At 40.2% G+C, this 12,869-nt stretch carries 11 protein-coding genes; 7 read left to right on the top strand and 4 right to left on the bottom strand.

Annotated features, from left to right (window positions below):
- Window positions 1–294 precede the first annotated feature (294 nt).
- The 4 genes from ACO1D1_RS20430 (at window position 295) to ACO1D1_RS20445 (ending at window position 5,983) form a co-directional block, all read left to right on the top strand.
- On the top strand, window positions 295–804 hold the full coding sequence (locus tag ACO1D1_RS20430; RefSeq protein ID WP_423336901.1) for a DoxX family protein: 510 nt from the start codon (window positions 295–297) through the stop codon (window positions 802–804).
- A 599-nt stretch (window positions 805–1,403) separates the two neighbouring features.
- The gene (locus ACO1D1_RS20435; RefSeq protein ID WP_423336902.1) at window positions 1,404–4,676 is read left to right on the top strand and encodes an SNF2 helicase associated domain-containing protein; all 3,273 of its coding nucleotides are present in this window, start codon (window positions 1,404–1,406) and stop codon (window positions 4,674–4,676) included.
- Between the two features lie 540 nt (window positions 4,677–5,216).
- Complete coding sequence (locus ACO1D1_RS20440) at window positions 5,217–5,606, top strand: HEPN domain-containing protein (RefSeq protein ID WP_423336903.1); 390 nt, start codon at window positions 5,217–5,219, stop codon at window positions 5,604–5,606.
- On the top strand, window positions 5,585–5,983 hold the full coding sequence (locus tag ACO1D1_RS20445) for a hypothetical protein (RefSeq protein WP_423336904.1): 399 nt from the start codon (window positions 5,585–5,587) through the stop codon (window positions 5,981–5,983). Before ACO1D1_RS20440 ends, ACO1D1_RS20445 begins: the two co-directional genes overlap by 22 nt.
- Window positions 5,984–6,338: 355 nt before the next feature.
- Here ACO1D1_RS20445 and ACO1D1_RS20450 read toward each other — a convergent pair whose 3' ends face one another.
- The 4 genes from ACO1D1_RS20450 to ACO1D1_RS20465 all read right to left on the bottom strand — a co-directional run bounded on the left by ACO1D1_RS20450 (window position 6,339) and on the right by ACO1D1_RS20465 (window position 10,390).
- Window positions 6,339–7,418, bottom strand: a complete 1,080-nt coding sequence (locus tag ACO1D1_RS20450; protein WP_423336905.1) for an AI-2E family transporter — start codon at window positions 7,416–7,418, stop codon at window positions 6,339–6,341.
- 431 nt (window positions 7,419–7,849) lie between these two features.
- Entirely contained in the window at window positions 7,850–7,993 is a 144-nt protein-coding gene (locus ACO1D1_RS20455; RefSeq protein WP_423336906.1) for a hypothetical protein, read from the bottom strand.
- Window positions 7,994–8,020: 27 nt separating this feature from the next.
- Window positions 8,021–8,722, bottom strand: a complete 702-nt coding sequence (locus ACO1D1_RS20460) for a metallophosphoesterase family protein (protein ID WP_423336927.1) — start codon at window positions 8,720–8,722, stop codon at window positions 8,021–8,023.
- A 138-nt stretch (window positions 8,723–8,860) separates the two neighbouring features.
- Entirely contained in the window at window positions 8,861–10,390 is a 1,530-nt protein-coding gene (locus tag ACO1D1_RS20465) for a DHA2 family efflux MFS transporter permease subunit (RefSeq protein WP_423336907.1), read from the bottom strand.
- Window positions 10,391–10,664: 274 nt separating this feature from the next.
- Between ACO1D1_RS20465 and ACO1D1_RS20470 the strand changes: the two genes are divergently transcribed.
- The 3 genes from ACO1D1_RS20470 to ACO1D1_RS20480 all read left to right on the top strand — a co-directional run bounded on the left by ACO1D1_RS20470 (window position 10,665) and on the right by ACO1D1_RS20480 (window position 12,824).
- Complete coding sequence (locus ACO1D1_RS20470; RefSeq protein ID WP_423336908.1) at window positions 10,665–11,504, top strand: YitT family protein; 840 nt, start codon at window positions 10,665–10,667, stop codon at window positions 11,502–11,504.
- Window positions 11,505–11,604: 100 nt separating this feature from the next.
- Entirely contained in the window at window positions 11,605–11,853 is a 249-nt protein-coding gene (locus ACO1D1_RS20475) for a hypothetical protein (protein ID WP_423336909.1), read from the top strand.
- 500 nt (window positions 11,854–12,353) lie between these two features.
- Entirely contained in the window at window positions 12,354–12,824 is a 471-nt protein-coding gene (locus ACO1D1_RS20480) for a GNAT family N-acetyltransferase (RefSeq protein WP_423336910.1), read from the top strand.
- Window positions 12,825–12,869 lie beyond the last annotated feature (45 nt).

The raw sequence follows: 12,869 nt of genomic DNA on the forward strand, positions 1-12,869 counted from the left end.
AGGTAATGCCTGTTTTTGTTGAAATTAATCGAATTGTGGTCAACTCTATGTTTTACTCTGGCACCCACAACTAAAGGGGACAAACGCAGAAAAAGTCGGGGTGTCAGTTGGCAGTTCACAATTCCGTCAAGACTTTGTTGCAACTATGTGAACTACATCATAAGCACCTTTTTAAACTTGGAAAAGGTGATAATATATAAGTGTAGTAAGAGACAAACAAGATCTTGTAAAGTGGAATGTGAAATAGTGAGCAATCATAAATTTATATGATAATACAAAGGGAGATGGCGTAAAATGTTACATCTTTTACGAAAAAATAAAATTGTTGCAGGGGTTTTAGCAATCATTCGTGTTTATATCGGGTACCAGTTTTTACATGCGGGCTATGGAAAAATCACCAGTGGGGGATTTGACGCAAGCGGGTTCTTAAAAGGGGCCATTGCTTCTAGCACAGGAGATCACCCAGCGGTTCAAGGCTGGTGGGCCACATTTTTAGAGCAAGTCGCCTTACCAAATGCGGATCTGTTTTCTATCTTAGTTCAATGGGGCGAGGTATTAGTCGGAATTGCCTTAATCCTAGGCCTTCTAACTAACTTTGCCACCTTAATGGGATTAGTAATGAATTTCTCTTTCCTATTCAGCGGTACCGTGAGCACGAACGGACAAATGATTCTGTTAGCCTTCTTCGTCCTTGTTGCCGGAGCAAATGCCGGCAGATTCGGTTTAGATCGTTACGCAATGCCATATGTACGTAAGCAATTTGCGGCTAGAGGTCATCATAAAGAGGGCACAAACGCTGCATGAATTCAACATAAATAGATCGAGTGGAGACTATAACGGTTTCTACTCCTTTTTTTGTTATAACTGAAGGTTGCTGTTGCTGAGTGTGAAAAATAAACGGAGAAATTCCGTTTATATTGGGAAATGTCCTTATTTCCTTAAAAATAAGGGGAGGTTTTCCGACTATCTTATTCAAATCGTTGATTTTTGCCTTATTTTGAGCAGTTTACCGGAATATCTCCACTTATAACTGCTTCTTCTGCATCCACTATAACATTAGCCGGAAATACTCCGCTTATACGTTCTCATATTATGATGTTTGAAAAGTGAATTTAGCTAAGCCCCGATATAAAAGGAGTCTAGGTAAGGGTTTGGGGGGATTTCCCAACAAAAACCCCAACGTAGAACGGGTCTACGTAAGGGTTTGGATAATTTTTCAACATAAATCCCGCCGTAGAAGCCCTCTGCGTAAGGATTTAATTAGCCCCTTTTCTGTTTAGAATCCCTCCATCATGGCAAATCTAGTAACATAGCTTTTTTATTGTGGTTTCGGCTAAAATATGGATGAATGAGTCTTAAGATATTCCATCCTATATATATGTCAAACTAGTACGGAGGTAAATTTGATCCAATTCTTAACTGTCCTAGATATTAAAAGAATGTTCACTTCATCGAATTTTCAAAAGGGGCATAGCTATTACAGACAAGGAAGGGTAAAAAATCTTGCCTATGACTCGGATAAGGGTACCTGGAACGCGGCAGTCCAGGGGGAAAAGCGTTACAAAGTTATGGTTCAAGAGGATGGGGATGGCTTTGAATTGGAATGTGATTGCCCTGCCTTTGAGCGTTACAACGAAGAATGTAAGCATGTGGTCGCTGTGATGTTGGAAATTCAAGAAAGGGAGGGCACTGCATCATCAGATAATGATTGGCTGCAAAAAAGACAGCTGGAGCTAAAGAGACAGCAAGAAGAGTTGGCTCGGCAACAACAGGAACGGCAATCGGCCTATGTGAAGCAATTGACGCAGCAGTTTATTCACTCGTTCGCTGCCCAAAAGCATTCCCAGGAGGGGCTAGCAGAACAAAAACCATTGCTGGTGGAGTGGATTTGTAAAATTGATCAAACGTATCGAAGTAAAGTTCTCTCGATTGAAATGAAGGTGGGCTATAAAAGGACCTATGTGGTCAGAAACTTACCAGAATTCCTTCAAGCTATTAAACTCAAACACCAGCATCCGTTTAGCAAAGCATTCACCTATGACCCGGAAGAATATACCTTCACAGAGACGGATCAAGAAATCATTGAGTTGCTGCAGGAGGGTGTCCGCTTTGAAGAAATGTATCGGAGTCTGCAATCTCCTTACTCATACGGTGGAACTTCTGATGTTCGGGCGGTCACGCTTTCGCCTATCCTTGCCGATCAACTGCTCGAAAAACTTACCGGAAGATCACTAGAGTTTCGAAATGGGGACCAGGTTTATAAACAGTTAACCCTTCATCAGCAGGAGTGGCCCTTTACCATGCAATTAGATCAAGGCAGCCGGGAGGCTTTTCAATTAGATGTATCGGAAATTGGCTTTGTTGCCTACCTTGATTTGTACGGATTTGTGGTAAAAGGGAATGATTTTTATAAGCTCACACCCCTGCAGGAGAATTTTGTCAAAGAAGTAAAGAAGCTCGTTCAGTTTGCGAATACCCCTGTCCTGCCCATTAGTCAAGAGCAGATCGAACCGCTGCTTTCTTCAGTCGAGCCGGTGTTGAACAAAGTGGGAAAACTGGAGATTGCCGATAGCATCTCCACGAAAATCGTGAAGTTTCCGTTACAAGCAAAGCTGTATGTGGATTGTATTGATGACGTCCTGCACGTAACAGTCGAGTACCATTATGGTGAACATACGATTCATCCCTTTGCCTCTGTAAAATCAGACAAGGATACGATTTTAATGAGAGATACGGCAAAGGAACAACTGATTAAGGATACCCTGGAATCCAGCCCGCTCCAAGCGAATGGGCAGTTGCTTTCCCTCGAGGGGGAAGACGGGATATTTGAATTTTTATATGAAACCCTCCCACTTCTGGAAGAGCAGGCGGAGATTTTTTTAACAAAAGCAGTTAAATCATTCATTCTCCCTGAAGCGCATACCCCTGTGACTCATATTGATGTCGACTCCACAGGGGATTGGTTAGATGTCCGCTTTGAGATTGAGGGGATTGAGCAAGAGGATCTTCAACAGATTCTGCATTCTGCTGTGGAAAAAAAGAAATACTTTCGATTGCCAAGTGGGGCATTTGTATCGCTAGAGTCACAGGAATTCCAAACGATTCAACATATACTACACGATCTTAACATTCCATCTTCGCACCTGGGACATAAATCCTTACACCTTCCGCTATATCGGGGGATTCAGCTGGAGGAGATAGTTGGCAGGGATAAAGGCAATAAGGCGAAGTACGGCAAGTCATTTCGGAAACTGCTTACCCATTTGAAAAATCCGGAAGAACTAGACTTTGAAGTACCCCACTCTTTACAGGCAGAACTACGGGACTATCAAAATTATGGTTATCAATGGCTCCGGACGCTAAGCTATTATGGGCTCGGCGGCATTTTGGCAGATGATATGGGGTTAGGAAAAACGCTGCAAAGTATTGCCTTATTAGTGGCAAATAAAGAGAGGTTCGAAGAGCACAAACCATCCCTGATTCTTGCACCTGCTTCCCTTGTGTATAATTGGAAAAATGAATTGGAAAAGTTTGCTCCGTCGCTAAGAGCGGAAGTCTTGATTGGTTCTGTGCAGGAGCGGTCGGAAATGCTTCATTGTACGACTCCTCCAGATGTTTGGATTACTTCCTATCCGACATTGCGCCAGGATCAAGAACACTATCACCAGCATGCGTTCCGCACCTTGATCTTAGATGAGGCACAGGCGATTAAAAATTATACGACCAAAACAGCGAAAGCCGTACGGGATCTTCAAGCAGACACAAGGTTTGCGCTAAGTGGCACGCCAATTGAAAATTCTATTGATGAGCTATGGTCTATTTTTCAGACCATTATTCCGAATTTCTTTCCCAATCAAAAGGCCTTTCGCCAGTTAGCACCGGAAACGGTAACGAAAATGATTAAGCCGTTTTTACTGCGAAGGGTGAAAAAAGAGGTGTTAAAGGAATTACCGGATAAAATCGAGACGATTCAAGTTTCCGAGCTGACGAAGCCTCAAAAGGAGTTGTATCTTGCCTATTTAGAGAAAATCAAATCGGAAACGACGGATTCGCTTCAAGGAGAGGGGTTCCAAAAAAGCCGGATGAAAATTCTTGCCGGCTTAACCAGACTCCGTCAATTGTGCTGTCATCCTTCTTTGTTTTTGGAAAATTATAAGGGGGACTCCGGCAAACTCCAACAGCTGCTGGATCTGGTCGTGAATGCGCTGGAAAATGGCCGGAGAATTTTGATCTTCTCTCAATTTACCAGTATGCTACGGATAATTAGTGAATCATTAGAGAAACTTGGCTTAGACTTCTTCTATTTAGATGGACAAACTGCTTCAAAAGAACGTGTCCGATTGGTTGATCGGTTTAATGACGGGGAAGCCGACATCTTCCTCATTTCATTGAAGGCCGGGAATACTGGGTTGAATTTAACGGGAGCAGATACGGTTATTTTGTACGATCTTTGGTGGAACCCGGCTGTTGAAGATCAGGCAGCAGGACGGGCTCATCGCATGGGGCAGAAGAATGTAGTCCAAGTGATACGCTTAGTCACACAGGGAACGGTGGAGGAAAAAATGTATGAGCTGCAGCAACAGAAGAAAGAACTGATTGAAACCGTCATGGAACAAGGCGATCAAGCACTTGCACGAATAACGGAAGAAGATATACGGGAGATTTTGAGTCTTTGATATATAGGTCTGTCTAGTCACTCCTTAATGATACTACTTTGTGTCTGGGGGAGTGGCTTTTTTTCGTGGTGTGGCCGCAATAGGGGCTTTGAGGGAATCCGCGGGCTTTGAAATAAGCCCCACTTGGCTAAAGTTTAAAATGATAAAGCGTAAAGGTTAACGGAGATTTACGTTCTCTGTTTTTTTTGTTTTTAAATTTGTCAAAATCTATTATCGAATTGGGTAGGAATTTAGAGGTTTTTGTTGAATTAAGTATTGCAATTGAATCCTAGGCAAAGGAAGGTGCTAGCCCCAGTTATGTCGACTATATTTAGTTCCTAGTGCCAAGTAGCTTATTACTAATCGAAGTTATGATGGTTTTGATCGTTAAACAACTCTTAGAGCTCCTTGAAGAAACCCATTGTTATTTTCCTTCTTATCTCCACGTTCATTGCTTTATGACCAATAATATTTATCTACAGTTAAAAACCATTCATCCTTATCCCAGTCTTACCCCTTCTGAATCCTAAACTATGGTTAGAAAAAAATAGGAGGTGCAAAATGAATAGAGGCGAGTTTCAGGAATTAGCATTAATCCGATTGCATGATGCAAAGGTTTTATTAGATAATGAATGTTATGATGGAGCTTATTATTTATCAGGCTATGTAATTGAATGCGCCCTAAAGGCATGCATTGCAAAGAAAACAAAAAAATTTGATTATCCAGACAAGAAACTAATTGATAAAATCTATACACATGACTTGACTAAATTACTTAGTGTTGTTGGTATCAACCTAGATGAGGCCACTAAAATTAAATGGACAATTGTTAAGGACTGGTCTGAACAGGATCGTTATAAAAGGCATGTTGAGGAGGAAGCAAGGAATATTTACGAAGCAGTTGCCAATTCAAAAGAGGGGGTGTTAGTGTGGATAAAACAACATTGGTAGAACGGGATTTTGTTGATGGAGAAATCTTATTAAAGGAACTTGATTTGAACTATATGAATGTACACTCCGCCTTGTGGCTTTATGATTCAGATGCAGATAGATGGAGATTTATCATTGCATCGACGTTAAAAGACTCTGAGGGTTCAGCCGCTGCTTATACGCAGATATGGAATATTATCAAACAAATGGAGAAAACAGGGGTTACACTCGGTTTTTCTTTAGAGAACATTTCAGTTATTAGCCCGAACGATTCGCTTATTAAAAATTTAAGTAATTCAATACAAACGGGTCCAAAAGATATTCGCGGGGTTAGATTCTCCCGAACCGGAATAGGCAGCACCTTCATCGATGATGCCTATGTATATAGAATTCAGTAAAGCTTGAGTGAATGTTGCTGTTGCTGTGTTTGAAAAATAAACGGAGAAATTCCGTTTATTTTGGGAAATGTCCTTATTTCCTTAAAAATAAGGGGAGTTTTTTCGCCTATCTTATTCAAATCGTTGATTTTTGCCTTATTTTGAGCAGTTTACCGGAATATCTCCGCTTATAACTGCTTCTTCTGCTTCCTCTATAAATATTAGCCGGAAATACTCCGCTTATACGTTCTTATACTTTGATGTTAGAAAAGGATTTAGCCATAACAGCGACGTAGAAGCGATCTACGTAATAGTTTGGAGAATTTTCATCAAAGAAACCCCCGATATAGAAGTTGAGGTATTTGGAGTCTAAGGGTTATTTGGACTGCACGTTTTCACTTTTCCTCAGCTTATAAAATCGAATGACATTTTGAAGGGTCACTTTAACAACCGAGTAGAGGGGAATGGCGATAATAATCCCGATAAATCCATAAATAGCCCCTGAAATTAACAAAATGAAAATGACAGTTAACGGATGAAGATCAAGTTTTTTTCCCATCACTTTGGGTGTAACCAAGCTCCCATCTATTTGTTGAGCCACGATGACAACTAAAACGACTTTTAAAACCATAAATGGACTTTGTAAGAGTGCGACAAGGACGGCGGGGACCATTCCTATCACAGGCCCAAAAAAAGGGACAACCGTCATGCACATGGCGAAAATGGCAAGTACTAGACTATTATTTAAGCCAATCATGCAAAAACCGATATAGAGCAAGATTCCATCGGCTAATGCGATGATACATTGTCCAATTATATAAGCGGATAAGGTCTTATCAATATCGACCAGAATCAAATTTCCCTCTTCTACATGTTCAACAGGAAGATTTTTTAAGAGAGCGGGCTTCAGTTTCTCGTCATCCCGTAAAAAATAAAAAACAATAAATGGAACGATTGCAAGAATCATAGCAATACTAGTGAGTGTTGATAGGATATTCGTTATATTTTGGTCGACATGATTAAAAAAGGAGTTTGAGAGGGAACTTGCTTTTTCTTCAAGCATTCTTAACGAGCTGTTTCCAAAGCTATTATTCTTCACTATGTTAAGGGATGCATCTGATATTTTTTCAACCTTATTGGGAAATTGGTGTGAAAGCTGCTGGACTTGTTGTGTAATGGGAGTGCTTGTAAAATAAAAAAAAAGATATCCAGCCCCGATGAAAAGTAAATAAACAATTAATATACTCATATTTTTGCTGACATATTTGGCAAAAAAGGTGACAAACGGCCTTATGAGGTAATAGATTAATCCGGAAACGAGAATCGGAAAAAATATAGTCGCAATCATCTTTTTAAAGGGCCATACAAAGTAATCAATCTTCCCAAATAAGAATATAATTAATAAAATTAGCAGGATACCCATTGCATATTTAAAAAAAGGTCTATTAATCCACATACCATCCACCCTAAAATAAATTACTCCTTAACTAAAGGAATTTGCTTTGCTGCTAAATTAGTTTTTCTATATTTACTATCCACTTTTTGCTATACCTAAACGTCATTCTACAAAACTGGAAGATTAGCAGAAAATAAATGATAAAAAAGAGTTACGTATGGGCTTTCGAAAAATTTTTCAAAACGATTCGGAAGAAGAGGTTGAGTATGTAACGCAAAAAAGGTGCGGCCACAAATGGGTACGCACCTTTTTCGTCCTGCAATCAAGCAGGGTGGTGAGGAAATTTACTAAGAAAAAGTCCTAGCGCTAAATATAACGGTTCAGGACGAGTGTTCCTTTCGCCCGGAAACTAAATTCCCCATACAAGGTATGATTCAATACATTACTCGAAGTCGCTGTTAAACTTTTCATGTTTTTCAGTCCCTTTCTGTTTAGTATTGTTTTAGCCTTGTGATTTTTATATACCCTTTTCCTCCTGGTTCAAACCTTTTAATCCTTTTTATTTGGATTTCCTTTGCTGTCACGAATCTTCCGCTGGCTGGTGTAGAAATTTCCGATACAATGATATGCGCCATTGTCCCTCACCACCATCACGAAATAATTTATTCCACGTAAAAAACCTGTGAAGTCCCAACCTCGAGACAATTCAATCTTCCGCCATATGCACAGCCGCCGTCGATTCCAATGATATGATTATCGCCAAAGTATACATCGCTGCTTTCGTGCAAATAGGTTGTCGGTGTATGTCCAAATACAATCGTCTTTTCTCCCTTGTATCCCTTGTGGAACTCCTCGCGAATCCATACTAGTGTATGTGGTTCCGTCGAAGCTACTGGTGTATTTGGATGAACCCCTGCATGAACAAAGATGTGGGTGTCTGTTTCATAGTAGAATTGAAACGTTTTTAGTATTTCAATATGCATGCGGATCGCCTCGTTCATTTGAATCGGCTCAGGCATTTCGTCCGTCGTATACCAATACTCGGCATCGTCCTTTTCTATTTCATAGCCGTAATTTTGCAGCGTCTTAATTCCGCCATTGTAATACCATCTTTTCAAGTTCATTGGATCACCCTGAAAAGCATCTATCATCATCTTTTCATGATTGCCAATTAAGGCAATCGCTCCCTCGTTCTTCAGTTGAATGACTTTGTCTATAACTGCTTTCGATTGAGGTCCCCGATCGACAAAATCACCTAATAACAAGAGCTGATCCCGGTCTTTGTCATATTCAACAAGCTCTAAAAGCCGTTCAAATTTATATAAATCCCCATGAATATCACTGATGGCAAGCATTCGTTTCAACTGTCTCACATCCTTATGTACGGGTACCATTGCTGTTTTTAATGATTCTATCATACTCTAAATTATCTAGAGAATTAAAAATCCCATATTATTACTTCACGTGAAAAAAGGGGTGACAGTCGTCACCCCTTCTACTATTTAATTTTCAGCTAATGTATTTACAACTTTTTTATCAGGTGATGTCACTTCGTTCGGATCATCCGCTTGCTTGGCTCGTTTAATGAAGAAAGCAAGGATAAGAGCGATACAGGCAATTCCGACAGAGACAATAAAGGAATCATTAATTCCTTCGAGCATTGCTTTCGTGGCAATTTGTTGTTTCATTTCAGCTAACACAGCTGGGGTAGGTTGTTCGGTTAAGTGTTTCATGGCAGCTGCGCCTATTTCCTCTGCATGTGTTTTTGTGCGATTGGTCATGATGGTTACGAGCAGTGCCGAACCAATTGCGCCAGAAACTTGCTGCAATGTACTATTCATTGCTGTACCGTGTGGATAATACCGCGCCGGTAATTGGTTTAACCCATTGGTCATGACAGGCATCATGACCATCGACATCCCAAACATTCGCGCTGAATATAACAAAATTAAGTGAGAATAAGAGGTGTCGAGTGTCAACTTACTGAAAAAGTAGCTGGTTACTACCGTAATCGTTAGGCCGATAATCGCTAAAATACGGCCGCCAAACTTATCAAATAATTTCCCGGTAATCGGTGACATAATCCCCATTAAAATAGCGCCTGGAAGCATCATTAAGCCTGATTTCATCGGAGATATTCCGCGTATTGTTTGAACATAGATTGGTAATAGCAGCATCGCTGAAAACATCGCCATTGAAATGACAACTGAGATCGCTGATGATAGGGCAAACATCGGGTATTTGTAGATTCTGAATTCAAGCATTGGTTTTTCAAGTTTGAATTGACGTAAGATAAACAGAATTAATGAAATGGCACCAACGATAATCGTGCCATAGACGAGCGCGCTATCCCACCCCTTATCACCGGCAGAACTAAATCCATACAGCAATCCGCCAAAGCCAAGACTTGATAACACGAGTGAGAGGAAATCAAGCCGGATCTCGACTTTTTCCTTTTTATCTTTTAGTAAGAAAATCCCAATTAATAGAACGAGAACAGCAATCGGTGAAACGAAGTGGAATAACATTCTCCAGTCGAAATGCTCGAGCATCCAACCGGATAATGTCGGACCGACGGCCGGTGCAAAAATGAAGATAAGCCCGAATAGACCCATCGCTCCACCTCTTTTTTCAGGCGGAAAGCTTGTTAACATAACGTTCATTAATAACGGCATCATGATGGCAGACCCTGCCGCCTGGATGAGCCGTGCAACTAACAAGACAGGGAAGACAGTCGAGAATCCTGCAAGAAATGTCCCCACAGTAAATAAGCTAATGGCGGTGAGGAATAAACCTCTAACAGAGTATCTTTGAATTAAAAAGGCTGTTGCCGGAATCATGATTCCATTTACTAACATATAACCTGTCGAGAGCCATTGTACAGTCGATGCCCCAATATCTAAATCCTTCATGATGGATGGAAGTGCCACATTTAAGAGGGTCTCATTTAACATGGCAATAAAAGCCCCAATCATAAGGATGGCAAGGATCCCATATGGAGGGCGTGCATGATTTGAGTTGATGTTTTCCATTTTGTCCTCCTTGAACTAGTAGTCCACTTTTTTGTACCTTAATTCTAAAGCACTAACAATAATAACACCGGTAACCCAATTTCCGCAACAAAAAAATATTCCAATTTCAGTCAAGGGCCACTGACGCAATTTGTCATGTAATCGCTGTATTTTCCCTACATCAAATCTTCTGTGCGGAAGTGGTATCCACCTATTGTCGGAGGTAAATGTTCCACGATATAATGGTGAAGGTTTGTGCTTAAGAACCTATTTTTTAAGAGCAGTGGGGTAGTGTATGAAAAAAACAACCAAAGACATCATATTTATCATTATTGGAGCTTTTCTTTTTGCAGTAGGTGTGAATATATTTGTGATTCCGAACGAACTTGGGGAAGGCGGGGTAACAGGGATCACGATTATTACCTACTATTTATTTGAGTGGTCACCTGGTTTAGTCAATTTAATTCTGAATGCCTTTTTGTTACTTGTCGGTTATAAATTTTTGAATAAGATCACAACGATTTATACGATTATTGCCGTGGTGTTTAATTCGCTTTTTCTTCATCTGACGGAAAGTTGGCGTATTGCTTCGGATGAGGTGATGGTGAATGCTATTTTTGGCGGCGTGATTATAGGGGTTGGGATTGGCCTAATTATTCGAGTTGGCGGTACAACAGCAGGTACGACCATCTTAGCGAGGATTACCCATAAGTTTTTAGGCTGGAGTATTAGCTATGGTTTATTGTTTTTTGATTTACTCGTTGCATTCTCTTCTTATTTTATTATTGGTGCTGAAAAGCTGATGCTGACGATTATTATGCTATATGTCGGTACGAAAGTGATGGAATTTGTGATTGAAGGCTTGAATCCGAAGAAGGCGATTACGATTATTTCTGATCATCCGAATGAGATCGCCCAACAGGTGACAACGTCTATGGACAGAGGGGTAACGGTATACTCGGGTCATGGGTATTATACAAAGACTCCAAAGGAAATTCTTTATATAGTTATTAGTAAGCAGGAAGTTATAAAGTTGAAACGAATTGTTCAATCCACTGATCCGAATGCGTTTATCGCAATACATGATGTTCGTGATGTGTTCGGGGAAGGATTTATTGATATTTCGAAAGCATGACCCTAGGTGTCCACGGATCTCTCCGTGGATCTTTCTTTTTTTATTAGAGCTGCAGTATTATAGAATAAGATTGATAGATTTATTGGAAAGGGATGTTGGAATGAAGTTTTATAAGAAGGTAGTCGTCTTTGCCTTAGCAGGGATGGCGATGCTGCTATGTGGAAAGGTTTCTGTATCTGCTGCGACCGTGTTGGGTCCGGATGTAACCAATTATATTGCTTCCCGAAGTAATACCGTGTCCGTTGGTGTCTACGATGCAAATACAGGTCAAACCTATACATATAATCCGTCACAAACCTATCAGACCCAGTGCCTGTCACGCCTCGAATTTTCTTGTTTCACAACATAGTTCCACGTCGCCCTTAATGGGGAATATCAAAAATTGGAGGATGGCCGCTGATTGAATAAGGTTATCCGCTGATAGAACGGTGAAAAGCGCTGATTGAAACAAGTTATCCGCTGATAGAACTCTGTTATTGGGTGTTGAAGAAGTGAATCATCTTTCATTTATATACATCTAATGTCGTAAGTTTCTGAGAGGGCAGCCATATTTCAAAGTAAAGCGGGGAAAGGTCTTTCCCTGCTTTTCTATTTATCCCTTGCGGAAGATACTCGTGTTGCCTTATTTGTTACTCCTGTCTGATTTATTTTGCTAATTGGCATTTATAAATTACGTACTATGAAGGCTATTCAGGCAGATCAAGGGAAACACGAAAAGATAAGCTGAAAATGAAGCGGCAATTCAACATACAGTCTTATTAATAAAGCTTATAGTTAACAGAAGAGCCAGCCTCGCTGTTTTTATTTTTCAGCAATTTGATAAACTAAATATGAAAGGTGTGATACAAATTGGATTCCATCCATTTTGAAGAAATAACAAGCGAAACATCCTATATCGCTCTTGAAATCATCAATTCAAATCCGGAGTACAACCAGCTAGAGAATGGTAAGGAACGAAGAACACTTGAGGAAGTAAAAGAGGAGTTAGTAAATGGCAAAACAAAGAGCCTTTTTATTAAGCTTGATGATACTTATATCGGTATTATCGACTATTTACCATTGAATGAGAAAGATCAGAGTCCATGGCTTGGGCTGCTGATGATTCATGCGGATTATCAAGGGTTTGGATTTGGAAGGCTGGCCTATATCCTTTTTGAAAATGAGATGGCTGAAAAAAGATGTAAGGTTTTACGGATTGGCGTTCTAAAAGGGAATCAGAAGGCACAAAGGTTCTGGAGTTCAGTTGGTTTTAAATACTTTAAAACAGCTCAATCAAATCGCGCAAATGAAGTGGATTGTTTTGAGAAGAAGTTACATTAGCCTAGTGAATGCCACGCCATCTAAACGGTTGGGAATGTCTAATAG

The sequence above is a fragment of the Neobacillus sp. 19 genome (assembly GCF_049463095.1).
GTDB lineage: Bacteria > Bacillota > Bacilli > Bacillales > Cytobacillaceae > Neobacillus.

Bases quoted from the DNA above. Each gene is read 5' to 3' on its own strand.
- ACO1D1_RS20440 (WP_423336903.1), top strand. From the start codon at position 5,217: ATGAATAGAGGCGAGTTTCAGGAATTAGCATTAATCCGATTGCATGAT.
- ACO1D1_RS20475 (WP_423336909.1), top strand. From the start codon at position 11,605: ATGAAGTTTTATAAGAAGGTAGTCGTCTTTGCCTTAGCAGGGATGGCG.
- ACO1D1_RS20470 (WP_423336908.1), top strand. From the start codon at position 10,665: ATGAAAAAAACAACCAAAGACATCATATTTATCATTATTGGAGCTTTT.
- ACO1D1_RS20450 (WP_423336905.1), bottom strand. From the start codon at position 7,418: ATGTGGATTAATAGACCTTTTTTTAAATATGCAATGGGTATCCTGCTA.
- ACO1D1_RS20465 (WP_423336907.1), bottom strand. From the start codon at position 10,390: ATGGAAAACATCAACTCAAATCATGCACGCCCTCCATATGGGATCCTT.
- ACO1D1_RS20430 (WP_423336901.1), top strand. From the start codon at position 295: ATGTTACATCTTTTACGAAAAAATAAAATTGTTGCAGGGGTTTTAGCA.
- ACO1D1_RS20455 (WP_423336906.1), bottom strand. From the start codon at position 7,993: ATGGCGCATATCATTGTATCGGAAATTTCTACACCAGCCAGCGGAAGA.